This window comes from Flexivirga alba, from assembly GCF_042661025.1.
GTDB lineage: Bacteria > Actinomycetota > Actinomycetes > Actinomycetales > Dermatophilaceae > Flexivirga > Flexivirga alba.
The window spans coordinates 58141-73438 of the sequence record NZ_JBHSWH010000001.1 but is presented as its reverse complement, the minus strand read 5'-3'; the positions used below and the strand labels follow the sequence as shown (position 1 = coordinate 73438).

14 protein-coding genes, 1 tRNA gene and 1 pseudogene are annotated in these 15298 nt (G+C 66.1%); 11 read left to right on the top strand and 5 right to left on the bottom strand.

Translation table 11 applies throughout. From position 1 onward, the window contains the following. Positions 1-15 precede the first annotated feature (15 nt). The 5 genes and pseudogenes from ACFQDH_RS00320 to ACFQDH_RS00300 all read left to right on the top strand — a co-directional run. Positions 16-558 (top strand): FtsB family cell division protein, encoded by a 543-nt coding sequence (locus tag ACFQDH_RS00320; protein ID WP_382397396.1) that lies wholly within the window; start codon positions 16-18, stop codon positions 556-558. Between the two features lie 7 nt (positions 559-565). Continuing rightward, positions 566-1081: a DUF501 domain-containing protein gene (locus ACFQDH_RS00315; RefSeq protein WP_382397394.1), complete on the top strand. Its 516-nt coding sequence runs from the start codon at positions 566-568 to the stop codon at positions 1079-1081. Positions 1082-1130: 49 nt separating this feature from the next. Continuing rightward, a complete protein-coding gene (locus ACFQDH_RS00310; protein ID WP_382397392.1) occupies positions 1131-2066 on the top strand; it encodes a Ppx/GppA phosphatase family protein in 936 nt (311 codons plus the stop codon). Positions 2067-2202: 136 nt separating this feature from the next. Next, entirely contained in the window at positions 2203-2943 is a 741-nt protein-coding gene (locus ACFQDH_RS00305) for a DsbA family protein (RefSeq protein WP_382397390.1), read from the top strand. A 35-nt stretch (positions 2944-2978) separates the two neighbouring features. Next, a pseudogene (locus tag ACFQDH_RS00300) lies at positions 2979-3218 on the top strand (WhiB family transcriptional regulator); the annotation flags it as partial. 55 nt (positions 3219-3273) lie between these two features. Here the strand turns inward: ACFQDH_RS00300 and ACFQDH_RS00295 are convergent. Further along, on the bottom strand, positions 3274-3981 hold the full coding sequence (locus ACFQDH_RS00295) for a helix-turn-helix transcriptional regulator (RefSeq protein ID WP_382397388.1): 708 nt from the start codon (positions 3979-3981) through the stop codon (positions 3274-3276). A gap of 165 nt (positions 3982-4146) precedes the next feature. On the opposite strand from ACFQDH_RS00295, the gene ACFQDH_RS00290 reads away from it, so the two are divergent. Next, positions 4147-4220, top strand: a tRNA-Leu gene (locus ACFQDH_RS00290). Positions 4221-4295: 75 nt separating this feature from the next. Here the strand turns inward: ACFQDH_RS00290 and ACFQDH_RS00285 are convergent. The 4 genes from ACFQDH_RS00285 to uxaC all read right to left on the bottom strand — a co-directional run bounded on the left by ACFQDH_RS00285 (position 4296) and on the right by uxaC (position 9763). Further along, complete coding sequence (locus tag ACFQDH_RS00285; RefSeq protein WP_382397386.1) at positions 4296-5390, bottom strand: ScyD/ScyE family protein; 1095 nt, start codon at positions 5388-5390, stop codon at positions 4296-4298. A 164-nt stretch (positions 5391-5554) separates the two neighbouring features. Then, positions 5555-7036, bottom strand: coding sequence for a UxaA family hydrolase (locus ACFQDH_RS00280; protein WP_382397384.1), 1482 nt, complete (start codon positions 7034-7036; stop codon positions 5555-5557). Positions 7037-7077: 41 nt separating this feature from the next. Next, entirely contained in the window at positions 7078-8304 is a 1227-nt protein-coding gene (manD, locus tag ACFQDH_RS00275) for a D-mannonate dehydratase ManD (RefSeq protein ID WP_382397382.1), read from the bottom strand. Between the two features lie 22 nt (positions 8305-8326). Next, positions 8327-9763: a glucuronate isomerase gene (uxaC, locus tag ACFQDH_RS00270; protein WP_382397380.1), complete on the bottom strand. Its 1437-nt coding sequence runs from the start codon at positions 9761-9763 to the stop codon at positions 8327-8329. A 226-nt stretch (positions 9764-9989) separates the two neighbouring features. On the opposite strand from uxaC, the gene ACFQDH_RS00265 reads away from it, so the two are divergent. The 5 genes from ACFQDH_RS00265 to ACFQDH_RS00245 all read left to right on the top strand — a co-directional run bounded on the left by ACFQDH_RS00265 (position 9990) and on the right by ACFQDH_RS00245 (position 15298). After that, the gene (locus ACFQDH_RS00265) at positions 9990-10988 is read left to right on the top strand and encodes a LacI family DNA-binding transcriptional regulator (protein WP_382397378.1); all 999 of its coding nucleotides are present in this window, start codon (positions 9990-9992) and stop codon (positions 10986-10988) included. A 149-nt stretch (positions 10989-11137) separates the two neighbouring features. After that, entirely contained in the window at positions 11138-12361 is a 1224-nt protein-coding gene (locus ACFQDH_RS00260) for an extracellular solute-binding protein (RefSeq protein ID WP_382397376.1), read from the top strand. Further along, the gene (locus ACFQDH_RS00255) at positions 12358-13503 is read left to right on the top strand and encodes an ABC transporter ATP-binding protein (RefSeq protein WP_382397374.1); all 1146 of its coding nucleotides are present in this window, start codon (positions 12358-12360) and stop codon (positions 13501-13503) included. Before ACFQDH_RS00260 ends, ACFQDH_RS00255 begins: the two co-directional genes overlap by 4 nt. After that, positions 13500-14429 (top strand): ABC transporter permease, encoded by a 930-nt coding sequence (locus tag ACFQDH_RS00250; RefSeq protein ID WP_382397372.1) that lies wholly within the window; start codon positions 13500-13502, stop codon positions 14427-14429. The genes ACFQDH_RS00255 and ACFQDH_RS00250 overlap by 4 nt, the downstream gene beginning before the upstream one ends. Then, positions 14429-15298, top strand: a complete 870-nt coding sequence (locus ACFQDH_RS00245; RefSeq protein WP_382397370.1) for an ABC transporter permease — start codon at positions 14429-14431, stop codon at positions 15296-15298. Before ACFQDH_RS00250 ends, ACFQDH_RS00245 begins: the two co-directional genes overlap by 1 nt.

Below are 15298 nucleotides of genomic sequence, written 5' to 3'. Positions count from 1 at the left end.
ACGAAAGGCTTTCTTGTGACACGCGATTCGCGTAAGACCACTGCAGGTCGGTCACGCGCGACGTCCCGTCCGACTCCTGGTCGGCGACGGACCGGCACGGGACGCACCACCACGGTGCGGACCGCCTCGACGAAGCCGACCGGTGCGGGCCCCGGCGGCTCGTCGGGTAGTGCTCGCGCCGTGCGCAAGCAGCGGTCGCCGCGGTCCATGCGGCGGCTGGCAGTCGTTGGCGCGCTGATCGTCTTCCTCGCGGTGGTCATCGCACCGACCGTCCGCTCCTATGTGTCCGAACGCCAGCATGTTTCGCAACTGCAGGCGCAGGTAGCCGCGCAGCAGGCCAACGTTGCATCGCTCAAGGAGCAGAAGCAGAAGTGGAGCGACCCGAAGTATGTCGCCGCACAGGCCGGCGAGCGGCTCGGCTTCGCCAAGCCCGGCAAGACACTGACGGTCTACGTCACGGACCAGAAGTCGAAGGACGTCGCGGCAAAGAAGTCCGAGGCCAAGCAGACCTGGTACGGCACGGTCTGGAAATCCGTCGTCGCCTCCGGCGAGCACTGATCCGTCGATGACCGAGAGTTCATTGCCACCAGTCGATCCCGCGGATCTCGAGCGCGTCGAGCAGCAGCTCGGCCGACTTCCGCGCGGCGTTGTCGAGATCGCCGCGCGTTGCCCATGCGGCTGCCCCGCCGTGGTGCGCACACTGCCCCGGTTGCCGGATGGCACTCCGTTCCCGACCAGCTATTACGCCACCTGCCCTCGCCTCACCGGTGCGATCGGCACCCTGGAGTCGCAGGGCATGATGCGTGAGATGACCGACCGGCTTGCGGCCGATCCGGAGCTTGCGGCCGCCTACCGCGCAGCGCACGACGACTACCTGCGCAGGCGCGCCGAGCTGGGCGACGTCGCGGAGATCTCCGGTGTCTCGGCCGGCGGTATGCCGGATCGCGTCAAGTGCCTGCACGTTCTCGTCGCTCACTCGATGGCGGTGGGTCCTGGCATCAACCCCCTTGGTGACGAAGCACTTTCGGCATTACCCAAGTGGTGGCTCAACGGCTGCTGCAGCCAAATGCGGGTCGAGTAGCGGTGAGGTACGAGCCGCGTATCGAGACCCTCGAAGAACGAAGAGCCAGATGAAGCGAGTCGCTGCGGTCGACTGCGGCACCAACTCGATAAGGTTGCTGATCGCCGACACCGACGGGTCGTCTCTGACAGATGTCGTCCGCACCATGGAGATCGTGCGACTCGGCCAGGGTGTCGACGTGACCGGTCGGATCGCGCCGGAGGCGATGGAGCGGACCCTGCGGGTCGCGCGGGACTACGCCCAGCAGTGCACCGACGCAGGGGTCGAGCGGGTGCGGTTCGTCGCGACCTCGGCTTCGCGCGATGCGCAGAACGCCGCCGAGTTCACCGCCGGTATCGCGGACGCCTTCGCCGGGTTCGGGACCGTGCCCGAGGTGGTGACCGGAGACGAAGAAGCCCAGCTCAGCTTCCGCGGCGCGACCAGCGTGGCAGCGGAGTCAACTCCTGCGCCATACCTCGTGGTCGACTTGGGCGGTGGCTCAACGGAGTTCGTCCTCGGCGACCAGCAGGTCGATGCGGCACTCTCGACCAACATCGGCTGCGTCCGTCTCACCGAGCGGCACCTGCACACCGACCCGCCGACCGAGGCCGAGGTCGACGCGGCGCTGGTCGACATCGATGCGGCCATCGACGACGCAGCTGCGGTCGTCCCGCTGGATCGCGCCGGTTCACTCATCGGCTTGGCCGGTTCGGTCACCACCATCACTGCTCATGCGCTCGGCCTGACCGAATATGACCCCGAGCGCATCCATGGCACGCAGCTCTCGGTCGCTCAGGTCGAGCGTTCCTGCAATGCGTTGCTCCATGCGACGCGGGAGCAGCGCGCCGCCCTGGGCTACATGCATCCGGGCCGGGTCGACGTGATTGGTTCCGGCGCACTCATCTGGCGCACCATCGTCCGCCGAGTGAGCGCCGCGGCCGGTATCGAGACCGTGCTCACCAGCGAGCACGACATCCTCGACGGCATCGCCCTCGGCCTGGCCTGACGGCCGACGTCGGCCGACCACCTCGTTCTCCGGCGAATCAGAACGCAGCACTCCCGCGGGTCTTCCGATGGCTAATAAAAACTATTACACTGGTAAAAAATAAGGCCGCTTGCGGCACAATGGATCGGATGCGGTCGTGAACCTGGTCATCTACGCGGACTTCAGTGGTCCGGAGTGTTATCTCGCGAGTCGGCGAGCCGACGCGATCGCGGCCGCCGCAGCGGTGGATTGGCGAGCAGTCGAGCAGTACCCGCGAAGGCCGGTCAGCGGTGTGCCGGTGTCGGAGAGCGAGCAGTTGCCGGCCAGATTGGCGGCGCTGGAGCAACTCCTGCTGCCGCGGGAGCAGTTGCCATGGCGGCTGCCGACAGTCGTTCCGAAGACTCAGGCCGCGGTGTCGGCATACGCGGAGGCGCACGGCACTCGGGTGGACGCCGAGGTGCGGCGCCTGCTCTTCGATCTCTATTGGCGCGACGGCGCCGACATCGGGAGTCCGACCGTGCTGCGCACGCCGTTGACCGGTCCCATGCTGCGGTCCGGTGCGGACGCCGATCCGCTCCGGCAGTTCGGGTATGCCGTCGGGCCGCACCGGGAGCCAATCACGACTGGGGCTCACCGCCGGATTCAGGCATGGCGGGGGCAGTGGCAACAACTGGGCGGCGCGGAGTTGCCGGTTGTGCTGGTCGACGGCGCAACGCTGACCGGCCTCGATGCGGTACGTCGGCTGGGCAAAGAGATCGCGCGGCTCGGCGTCGACGTCGCGCCGGTGCTGGCTGACCCTCTCCGCTATCCGGCGCTGGACGGCAACCCGCCGTTGTCGTGGGTGTCGCAGATCGGCGGCGAGTGGCTGCATCGCTACCGCATCGGCGCGCCGAGCTAGCAGACCTCGGAGCGCCGAGGCGGAAGGAATCGGACATGGTGGAGGACTGGCGCGAACAGGCCGAGTGTCGGGGCGAGAACCCCGAACTCTTCTTCCCTGTCGGCACGAACGGGCCTGCGCTGCAACAGATCGATCAGGCGAAGGCGATCTGCAGTCGCTGTCCGGTGGTCGCGCAGTGTCTGGCAGCGGCGCTGGATCACGGTGAGGACGCCGGCATCTGGGGCGGCCTGACCGCCGAGGAACGGCGGGTGGTGCGGCAGGCTCGCGCGCGGCGGGTGGCCCGGCTCGAGGCCGTGCGCCGTCAGCTCGGTGCGGGCGAGCAGGTCGGGTTCACCCAGCTTCGGGCCGGCGCTCGGCAAGTCGTGCCACGCACAGGTTCGGCTCGACGAACGGTTCCAGCGCAGTCGCCTCGACGGGCGCCTTCAACTCTGACAGAACGCCGCGCATGAGCCCCAGGTGAACGGCGCAGGCCACGTCGGGATGTTCCTCGGCCACCTCGCGGAACGGGCAGTGGTGCAACAGGATGCGCGGATCGCTTGGACCTGTGTCGGCTTGCGGTGCAAAACCGATGTCGTCCAGCACCTCCGTCAGCTGTCGTATGGCGGTGGCCGTGTCGACCTCGCGGAACGGCGCGGGGCGGTCGGTGAGGAACTTTCCCCATGCTTTCCCTGCTTGTTCGGCGGCGGCGCTGGCCTGCGGGGTTTGGGTCGACAGGTAACTGGTGAGGATCTCGGCGAGCAGTCGGTAGCTGCGTCGGCCGGTGCGCGTGCTCTCCGAGCTTGCCCGATAGAGGGTCCGCGGGCGGCCGGGGGCGTCGCGTTGCTCGGTCTCACGCGCGGCCAGGCCCTGCTCGACGAGGTGGTCCAGATGGAAGCGCGCAGTGTTGGGGTGCAGCCCCACCTGTCGGGCGACCATGAGGACCGAGACGGGATCGGAGCGGCTCTGCAGCGCGGCCAGCACCTGGGCGCGACTGTCTCCGAGAACAGGACCGGCTGGCGGGTCTGCTCGGGTCAACTCCCGGCGGTCGACTGTATTCATATTTACGATGATAGATCGTCTAAACATTATCGACGCAGAGAACCGGGCGTGTAGCGCGCGCCGCCTGACTCCGTTGGCCGACTTTGATCGACTGAGCGAACCACAGCGCGGGAGGCACCAGGCCACGACATATCTGCCTGGTGCCTCCCGCGTACGCTGGCTCTCGCCCTCGTAGCCCAATTGGCAGAGGCAGGCGACTTAAAATCGCTCGAGTGCGGGTTCGAGTCCCGTCGGGGGCACCCAATCGGGGGACTCAGCTATAAGGCAGACCGGCGGGGGAGTCCAGGGGTTCGTCCGCCCGCCGGCCTACCGGCTCACCGCACGCTGTGGCGTGACTGTATCTTGCCGTTCGCGATCTTCACGATCGATCCGGGCGTCGACTCGTCCATGCCCATGGTGCCGGCGTAAACCGTTCCATTTGCTGCGGTTTCGACCGAGACGACACCGGGGAGGTTGACCAGTGTCGACACGCCATGGGAGTTCACGACGGAGATCTTCCCGCCGAAGAGCTCCGCGACGTAGATGTCGCCGTGCTTGCCGATCGCCAGGTTGGTCGCGCCCGCGAAACCGGTCGCGATCTTGGTGACCGAGTGCGTCGACGGGTTGACCTTCCAGAGTGATCCGCGTGCGCCGAGCTCGGGTCCCTCGGGACCACCGGGCAGCGTGGTCACGTAGATGGATCCGCCCGGCCCGACCTCCACGTCGGTCGGCACCGGCTCGAAGTCATAGGTGACGCCGACCATGCACGCCGGCATGCCGAGCGCATCCGCCTCCGCCTGAGTGACGGTCGTGGGCTGCGCCGGGAAGGTCGCGACGGTGCTGATTTGCCCGCTGTCGGTGATCGCCAGCAGGTCGTTCGCGCCGGCATCGGCCAGCAGCCAGCTGTTGCCGTTGCTCGCCACGGAGTAGGCGTGCGAATCGAGGCCACCCGTGTAGCGCGGGCCGACAACGGACTGCACGCACGGGTCATCGCTGCGCGGGCCGTATTCCGTCATACCGTCCGGATTGTGTGCGGCTTCGTATGCCGTGGTGTCGGCATACACCGTGCCGCCACCGGGTCGGCGGATGTGCAGTCCGGCCGCAGAGTTCACGGAATTCTCCCCCTCGCCGACGGTCACGGTCGAGGTGTAGGCAAGCCAGGCGCCACGTGTCGCGACGCCTGCAGCGCCTGGGATATTCGCGACGACAGGTGTAACCGAGCCGTCCGAGCCAAGGCTGCCGACGTAGCCGGGGCCGCCATCGGCGATCAGGACTCGTGGGCCGTCGACCTCGAGGTTGAAGGGTGCTCCGACGGAGGATGAGAGGGTTACCGGTGGCGACGGCTTCGGATGGGCTGACGCAGTGCCCGGCAGGGTGACGGCAAGGCCGACGGCAGCACCGCCGACGGCGAGTGAGCGCAGATGACGCATGAGTTCTCCGATCCGACCTGCCAGTGACGTGGCAGGTCTCTCCGCTCCCACAGGCGACTGCCCTGGATCGCACCCGATGGAGACGTTCTCGGCCACAGGAGGTCGGCGGCCTTGTCGGTCATTGTGCGCGAGGTGGCGGGGGCAGGACGACTAATTGCACCGCACTAGGTCACTGCACCCAGCTGCCAGGGCACGAACTCCTCCTGGCCGAGGTCAAGTTCCTCGCTGACGGTCTGCCGTCCGGACGCAACCGCCAGGATCTGCTCGAAGACCTTGTCACCGACCTCGGCGAGAGTCTCGGTGCCGTCAACGATCGTGCCGCAGTTGAGGTCGATGTCCTCGGACATGCGTTCATAGAGTTCGGTGTTCGTGCCGAGCTTGATGCTCGGCACCGGCTTGCACCCGAAGACCGAGCCGCGACCGGTGGTGAAACACACCACGGTGGCGCCGCCGGCGACGATCCCGGTCACCGAAACCGGGTCATAACCGGGGGTGTCCATGAAGATCAGACCCGGTGTCCGAGGCGTCTCGGCATACTCCACGACGTCGGTGAGGTCGGCGTGACCGCCCTTGGCGACAGCGCCGAGGGACTTCTCCAGGATGGTGGTCAGACCACCCGCCTTGTTGCCCGGGGATGGGTTGTTGTCCATGGTCCCGCCACCCGCGGCGGTGTAGTCGCGCCACCAGTCGAGACGAGCGAGCAGCTTGCGGCCGACGGTCTCGGAGACCGCCCGTCGGGTGAGCAGACCCTCGGCGCCGTGCACCTCGGGTGTCTCGCCCAGGATCGACGTGGCGCCGTAGGAGACCAGCCGGTCCGAGGCGACACCGAGTGCGGGATTCGCGGTGATGCCCGAAAACCCATCGGAGCCACCACAATTCAGGCCCAGCACCAGTTTCGAGATGTCGCACGGCTCCCGCCGCAGCCCGTTGATCGGCTCAAGCATCCGGTTGATCGCCGCGACGCCGGCGCGAACGGTACGACGAACGCCACCCTCGTCCTGTATGACGAGATGTTCGATCAGCGTCGACGAGGGGATGTCGGCCGTGTCGACGATGCGGGACGACTGGAGCATCTCGCAGCCGAGGCCGACGACCAGGAGTCCGGCGATGTTGGGGTGTGCGGCATACCCACGAAGGGTGCGCATGAGGACGCGAGCGCCCTCGCTCTCGGTGACCAGCCCGCAGCCGCTGCGATGCGTGAGGGCGACGACGCCGTCGACGTTCGGGTAGGCATCCAGCACCGCGCCGCGGAACTGATCGGCGATCATCCGGGCGGTGCTCGCCGAGCAGTTCACCGACGTCAGGATGCCGATGTAGTTGCGGGTACCGACCCGCCCGTCGGCGCGGGGATATCCGAGAAACGTCGGTCGTGCACCGGGTGGAGTCGCCAACCGGTGCCGGTCCGTGCCGAACTCGTGCGGCTCGTCGGCCTCGCTGAAGGCGAGGTTGTGGACGTGCACGTGGTCGCCGACCTCGACGGCCGCGGAGGTCCGGCCGATCGTCGCGCCGTACTTTCGGACCGGGGCATCGGGAGGAAGCGCCACGACCGCGACCTTGTGTCCGAGAGGGACGGACGATCGCAGGGTCACGGCCGCACCGCCGGGCGGGGCGACCACCTCACCGGGCGAAAGGGCACGGGTCGCCACGGCAACATCGTCGCCGGGTGCCAGGAGGAGCAGGCCATTTGTCACCAGTCGTGCACCGTTCCGTCCAGACGGCGGTTGACGGGGAGATAGGCCGGTGTGTAGTCGAACGCCGCGGCCGCATTGTCGTCGTATTCGACTCCAAGGCCAGGGTTTTCGCCGGGGTCGAGCAATCCGTCGGTGAAGGTGTAGCTGGTGCGGAACACCTCGAGCGTGTCGGTCGAGTGCTGCATGTATTCCTGGATGCCGAAGTTGTGCAGTGCGATGCCGAGGTGCAGGTGGGCGGCCTGGCCGACCGGGGAGATGTCGGTCGGTCCGTGGAAACCGGAACGGATCCCGTAGATCGCCGCGAAGTCCATCAGTTTCTTCAGGGCGGTGATGCCGCCGGTGTGCGTGACGGCGGATCGCACGTAGTCGATGAGTTGCTCGGTGATCAATGTCTGGTAATCGAAGACCGAGTTGAAGACCTCACCGATTGCCAGCGGTGTGGTGGTCTGCGACCGAACCCTGCGCAGCGCCTCCTGGTTCTCACCGGGCGTGCAGTCCTCGAGCCAGAAGAGGTCGTAGGGCTCGAGGGACTTGCCGAGGATAGCCGCTTCGTTCGGCGTCATACGGTGGTGCCCGTCGTGCAGCAGCGGCAGCTCGGGCCCGAACTCTGCCCGCACCGCCTCGAAAACCGTTGGTACGTGCCGCAAATAGGCGCGCGTGTCCCACGACTCCTCGGCGGGCAGCGCCTGCCGCTTGGCGGGTTCGTAGTCGTAGCGCTGGCCGGCCTGCTGGTCGGATGCGACCCCGTAGACCTGGCCGAGCCCGGGAACCCCGGTCTGCACGCGTATGGCGCCATACCCCTGCTCGAGGTGGTTGCGGATCGAGCTGAAGAGCGCATCCGTCGTGCTCCCGGAGGCGTGACCATAGGCCAGGCAGCCACGACGTGATCGTCCGCCGAGCAGCTGATACAGCGGAATACCAGCGGTTTTCGCCTTGATGTCCCACAGCGCCATGTCGACGGCTGCGATCGCTGCCATGGTGACCGGACCCCGTCGCCAGTAGGCGCCGCGATAGAGGTACTGCCAGGTGTCCTCGATCTGCCCCTCGTCCCGGCCGATGAGCAACGGGGCGACGTGATCGCGCAGGTATGACGCAGCGGCGAGCTCGCGCCCGTTGAGCGTGGCGTCGCCGAGGCCGGTCACGCCCTCTTCGGTGGTGAGGCGCAGCGTCACAAAGTTGCGCCCGGGACTGGTCACCAGCACTTCGGCTGATCTGATGGTCATGCTTCTCCTTGGTGCCGGGCGGTCAGTTGTTCGGTGCGGCGTATGCCGTCAGGGCCAGCCGGTGGGCAAGGTCGACCATCGTGTCGAGCGCCTCGTCCATCGGGAGACGCCCCTCGGCAACGAGCCTGGCCAGGTAGCCCGCATCGATGCGGCGTGAAAGGTCGTGGCGAGCCGGAATCGATGCGAATGCCCTTGTGTCGTCGACGAATCCGCTGGTGTTGTAGAACCCCGCGGTCTCCACGGCGGACTGTCGGAAGCGCAGCATCTGCTCGGGGCTGTCCAGGAACCACCAGGGGGCGCCCAGCCTGATCGACGGGTAGGCGCCGGCGAGCGGCGCGAGCTCGCGGGAGTAGACGGTCTCATCGGTCGTGAAGAGGATGCAACGGAAATGTCGGCTCAGACCGAACTTCTCCAGGACCGGCCGTAGGTTGCGGGTGAACTCGACCCGCACCGGCACATCGAAGCCCTGGTCGGGCCCGTACTGCCGGTAGATGTCGCTGCTGTGGTTGCGCAGCACGCCGGGGTGCAGCTGCATCACCAAACCGTCTTCGGTGGACATCTCGGCCATCTGGAAGAGCATGTGGGCGGCGAACGCCTCCGTGTCACCCGGCTGCACGTCGCCGTGCAGTGCGTCGCGATAGATACGCTCCGCGGTCGCAACGGGTAGCGGAGTTGTGTCCGCCGACAGATGGCCGTGATCGGTGGCCCGAGCACCGGCCTCGATGAAGGCGCGCCGCCGACTTCGAAGTGCTGCCAGGAAGCCGGCGTAGTCACCGGTGTCGACGCCCGAGACCTCGGCCAACTGCGCGACCTCGGCGGGCCATGCCTGGTGTCCGACGTGCACCAGCGAGTCGGGCCGGAAGGTCGGCACAATGCGACCGGCGCCGAGTTTCCGGGCAAGGGCGGCATGCCCGGAGAGGTCCGACAGCGCCGAGTCGGTCGTCGCGAGGATTTCGACATTCATCCGCTCCAGCAGTGCGAGCGGCCGGAAGTCCTCGCGCTGGAGGGTGGCGCTCAGCTCGTCATACAGCGCATCTGCGTTGGCCGCGGACGGGGGAGCGGACAGCTCGAAGATCTCGGCGAGTTCGTGCTCCAGCCAATAGCGGGTGGGCGTGCCACGGAAGAGGTGCCAGTTCTCGCAGAAGCGCCGCCAGACCGCTCGCGGATCCTGCTCGGCGGCGTCCGCCCCCTGGGCGCCTTCGCGGGGCGGGACACCCAGTTGGCTGTGCCGGTAGCCCTGCGAGACCAGCATCCGCACCAGGTAGTGGTCCGGGGTGATGAGCAGTTCGGCCGGGTCCCCGAACGGCTGGTTCGCGGCGAAGAGACCCACGTCGACATGTCCGTGCATCGATACGAGCGGCAGCGCCGCGGCGTGCCGGTAGATCGTGCGCGCCAGGTCTCTCGTGGAGGGCTCGGCGGGGAGGGCTCGATCGGGATCGAGCTGCCACAGCTCTGTCATTGCAGCCTTTCGATGAAACAGTTTGCAATCGATTGCAGGGCACACTATGCCGGGGTCTCCTCGATACTTCAAGGGGAATCTTCATTGTTTTGAACTGTGTTGGGTGAGCCCCGCCAACCGGTTCGCCAGGCCCAGCCATAGTTTGTAACGGTTTGGTAACAGCGATTGACGCGCGTATGGAAACGATTGCAGTCTGTGACGCGCCGCACATTCGAAGGAGGTGCCCGTGGCTTCATCCATCACTGTTCACGACGTGGCCAAAGCAGCCGGTGTGTCTGCTTCGACGGTTTCGCGTGCGCTCTCGGGCAACGCGGCCGTTGCGGCGACGACGCGGAATCGCGTCGTCGAAGTAGCTCGGCAACTCGGGTACCAACCCAATCTGGCTGCTCGCGGCCTGATCACCGGCACGACACACAACATCGGGCTGGTGGTTCCCGACCTGGAGAACCCCTACTTCGCCTCGATCACCAAGAGCGTGCAGAGCCGGGCTCTTGCCTCGGGCTATTCGGTCTTCATCGCCGACTCCGACGAAGACACCCGCACCGAACTCGAGTTGGTGCATCAGCTGTCCAAGCAGGTCGACGGTTTGATCCTGTGCTCACCGCGTATGTCGACGTCCGACATCGCCGGGATCGCCGGTCAGACGATGATGGTGCTGATCAACCGCGAGTGGGAGGGCCTGGCGTCGGTCGTCATCGACGACGCCGAGATCGTCCGGCTCGCGTTGGAGCATCTGCACGCTCTGGGCCACCGGAAAGTCGCGTATGTCGGCGGGCCGGAAACCTCCTGGTCCAACCAGAAGCGATGGGCTGCCATCGAACGCTTTGCACCGACCTTCGACGATCTCGAGGTCAGCAAGGTCGGTTCGTACGCGCCGAACTTCGACGGCGGTCAGTCCGCCGCGGACGTGGTCCTGGCCTCGGGCGCAACGGCCGCCTTCGCCTACAACGACCTCGTGGGGCTGGGCCTCCTCGCCCGCCTCAACACCCGAGGGGTTCGCGTACCCGAGGACCTGTCCGTCATGGGTATCGACGACGTCAATGTGGCGACGCTGGTCTCTCCCGGACTGACGACCGTGCGGTCGCCCCTGAAGAAGGTCGGCCGCTTCGCCGTCAACAAACTGATCGATCTGATGTCTCCCACTGATCGGCCCAGCTCTACAGAGGACCTGCCGGTCCAGCTGGTCGTCCGACAGTCCACCTCGGTGCCGCCGCAGCGCCGCTGAGCCTCCGTCATACCGGACGTGAGCCCCACGTCCTAAGAGGCTTGTTCTGCGGTGGCGTTGCGAGTCGCAAGCTCCCTGCAACGCCACCGCATCTCAAGCTTCCTGTGCCTGTCCCGAATGAACTTCAAGGATCCAAGGAGCGAAACCACATGCGCTTCACCAAAAAAGTTGGAACAGTTGCCGCGGTGGCTGCCGCCGGCCTCGCCATGACTGCCTGCGGGACTCCGGGAGGCGGCGGCTCCGGTGCGTCGAAGTCCATCAACGCCTCCGCCGTGCCGGCGAAGCCGTCGAAGGCGATCACGCTCAACATTCTGGACGTCGCGGGCAACAAGCAGCTGACCGAATCGATCTTCTCGTCGTTCGTGAAAGAGCACCCGGACGTCATCTCGAAGGTCACCTGGCAGACGGCCGGTGCTCCCGACATGGCCGGCAAGGTCAAGGCGCAGCAGGATGCCGGCAACCTGCACATCGACCTCGTTCTCACGGGAACCGACGGCTTGTCCGCCGGGATCGAGCAGGGACTGTTCGTCAACATGAAGAAGTTCTCCAGCCGGTTGGCGAACATGGCGAATTACCAGACGCCGGCGGCGAACATGAAGAAGCTCGCGCAGGACCAGGCGGTGGAGCTGGTCTACTACCCGTCCGGCCCGCTGCTGGAGTACAACCCGGACAAGGTGAAGAACCCGCCGAAGACCGCGACCGAGCTGCTGGCCTGGGCGAAGGCGCACCCCGGCAAGTTCGGCTATGCCCAGCCGGCCAACTCCGGACCGGGCCGCACCTGGCTGATGGGGCTTCCGTACATCCTGAAGGACAAGGACCCGAAGGATCCGGTGAACGGCTGGCCGAAGACTTGGACGTACCTGCAGAACCTCGGCAAGTACATCAACACGTACCCGACGGGCACCAGCGTCACGATGAACAACCTCAAGACCGGCGCGTGGGACATGGCCCTCACCACCACCGGCTGGGACATCAACCCTCGTGCGCTCGATCAGGTGCCGAAGAACTTCAAAGTCACCTCGTTGGACGGCTTCAAGTGGGTCTCCGATGCGCAGTATGCCGCTGTGCCGAATGGCGTTTCGACCGACAAGATGTCCGCGATCCTGCAGGTCCTCAACTACGCGCTCACCAAGAAGCAGCAGGCGAAGACCTTCGACGACGGCTACTTCTACCCGGGTCCGGCGGTCAAGGGCGTGACCATCGACATGGCACCGAGCAAGAGCCAGCAGGTGATCAAGGAGTACGGGCGCCCGGAGTATGACGCCCTGATCAAGTCCAACCCGGTCGTCACGCCGATCGACGCCAAGAAGCTCGTGAAGGCATTCAGCATGTGGGACCAGAAGGTCGGCGGCGGGAAGGCGAAGAGTAAATGACAGCCGCCAAGGACGACTTCCGCACTCTTCGATTGGAGGGTCTGACCCGCAGCTTCGGCGGCCAGACCGCGTTGAGTGGTCTCGACCTGACGATCAAGCAGGGCGAGTTCATCGCACTGCTCGGGCCGTCGGGGTGCGGCAAGTCGACCGCGTTGAACTGCATCGCCGGGCTGCTTCCGCTGACCGGTGGCCGGATCATGCTCGACGACCGGCAGGTTGACCAGTTGCCACCGGAGAAGCGTGGCTTCGGGATGGTTTTCCAGAACTACGCTCTCTTCCCTCACCTTTCGGTGCAGAAGAACATCGCCTTCGGCTTGCAGATGCGCAAGGTTCCCCGGGCCGAGATCAAGCGCCGGGTCGCCGAGGCGATCGAGCTGGTGCAACTGGGGCCGCATGCCAAGAAGCTGCCGGGTCAGATGTCCGGCGGCCAGCAGCAGCGGGTCGCCATCGCCCGCGCGGTCGTGCTCCGGCCGCCGCTGGTGCTCATGGACGAACCGCTGTCGAACCTCGATGCCAAGCTCCGCCTCGAGATGCGCACGGAGATCCGACGTCTGCACCAGTCACTGGGGTTGACCACGATCTACGTCACGCACGACCAGGAGGAAGCGCTGTCCCTCGCGGACCGGCTGGTCGTGCTGCGGCTCGGCGAGGTCCAACAGATCGGCACTCCACAGCAGCTGCACGAGACACCGGCCAACGCGCACGTCGCCGACTTCATGGGCTACCGCAACCTTTTCGACGGTGTCATCGAGCAGGGCGGCGACGGGGAGGTCGAGGTCTCACTGCTCGGCACGACCGGCCGCGGGATGGCCGCCAATCCGGTCCCTGCCGGTGCGCGTGTGCAGGTCGCCATCCGACCCGAAGACCTCACGATCGGTGACGCCGACACTTCGTCCGCGCTCGTCGTGGATGCCACGGTCGGAGTGGTCGAGTATCAGGGCCGCGAGTTCGCCGTCGAGGCCCACTTGGCCACTGGCGAAGCCGTGCATGTGCGCACGAACGAGCGTCCGTCGGTCGGCGATCCGATCCGGCTGACCGCCGAGGCGAACCGTCTCCTGGTGTTTCCTGTCGCCGCGGAGAGCGCTGACTCGGCACCGGGACGTGGCTCCTTGAAACTCGAAGCCGCAGGTGTCGGTACATGAGTTCGCCGGTCCTCGACGCGGAACGGCATACACCGCAAGGCAATCCGCCGCCGAAGCCCTCCCTGGTGCACCGTCTTGCCGAACACGGCATCGACCGCACGCTGTTGTTGCTGGTGCCCGGGTTGCTCTTCGTGATCGTGTTGTTCATCTATCCGTTCCTCTACGGCCTGAACCTGTCACTGCACCCGAACAAGGGCGGCGTGTTCGGCGCCTACCAGGCGTTCTTCACCGATCCGGAGATGCGTGGCTGGGACTCGCTCTGGATCACCATGAAGCTCGCGCTGCCGGCAGCGCTGATCAACGTCATCGCGTCGATTCCGTTGGCCTACATGATGCGTCGCAACTTCCGCGGCAAGCGGCTGCTCACGACGATCCTCGTGGTGCCGATCACGCTCGGCACCGTGCTGACCGCAGAGGGCCTGCTGAACTTCTTCGGGCCACGCGGCTGGTTCAACCGGTTCCTCGGCCTGTTCGACATCGGCCCGGTGCAACTTGTCCAGAACTACTGGGGCGTGCTGTGGTCACTGATCATTTCCGGCTTCCCCTTCGCGTTCCTGCTGATCCTGTCCTACATGTCAGGGATCGACCCGTCCCTGGAAGCGGCGGCGAAAACCCTTGGTGCTGACTGGAAACAGCGCTTCCGTCGGATCATCATGCCGCTGCTCGCACCTGGCTTGGCGACCACCTTCTGCCTGACCTTCGTGCTGGCCTTCAGCGTGTTCCCCTCGGCGATCCTCGTCGGTGACCCGTCCGGCTCCACCCGGGTCGTCGCGTACGTCGCGTACAACGCCTGGGGCCAGATGTTCGACTACCCGCTGGCGTCTGCCTCCGCCATCGTGATGGGAGTTGTCGAGATGCTCGTGATCGGAGTGGTCCTGATGCTGCGATCGACCATGTACAAGGGATCCACCGGAGGTAAGGGCTGATGACCACGCTCGTCGAGCGCAGCTCGCCCACCGCGCGCCGCCGCCGCTTCATCGCCTCACCCGGGGCGTTCTTGACCTGGGGCGGTATGGCGATCTTCCTGATCCTGGTCTTCGGAGTCGTCGCGTCTGTTGTCGTCAACTCGTTCGCCGGTAAATGGTTCGACAGCTGGTTGCCGACGAGCTACACCGGATCTTGGTACGGCACCGCCTGGACGCAGTACGACCTGACCCAGGTGGTCGTCACGACCCTGGTCGTCGCCATCGTTGTCGTGGCGTTGTCGGTGCTCATCGGAGTGCCCGCGTCGTACGTGCTGGCCCGCAAGAAGTTCCCGGGGTCGAAGTTCGTGATGCTGCTCTTCCTACTGCCGATCATGATGCCGCCGATCACCTACGGGATCCCGTTGGCGACACTGCTCAACTACTACCACCTGGCTCCCGGGCTCACCGGGGTCATCCTGGCGAACCTGGTGCCCTCGGTGCCGTTCGTGGTGTTGACCATGACCCCGTTCATCGAGCAGATCAATCCGTCGATCGAGTCGGCTGCGCGCATGTGCGGTGCATCGACGTCGAAGCTGTTCCTGCGCATCCTCGCCCCGCTGCTGATCCCGGGCATCTTGGCCGCGGCGGTCCTCGTGCTGGTGCGGACAGTCGGCATGTTCGAGCTGACCTTCCTCACCTCGGACTCGAGCTCCAACACCCTGGTGGTGGCGCTGTTCACCGCCATGACCGGTGCCGGCATCCGGGCGCAGCAGTCCGTGGATGCGATGGCGGTCATCTACATGCTGTCGATGCTCGTGCTGCTGGTGATCGCGCTGCGCTTCGTCAACCCGACCCAGCTGGTCGCCCGTGTCGACGACTCGAAGGACTGA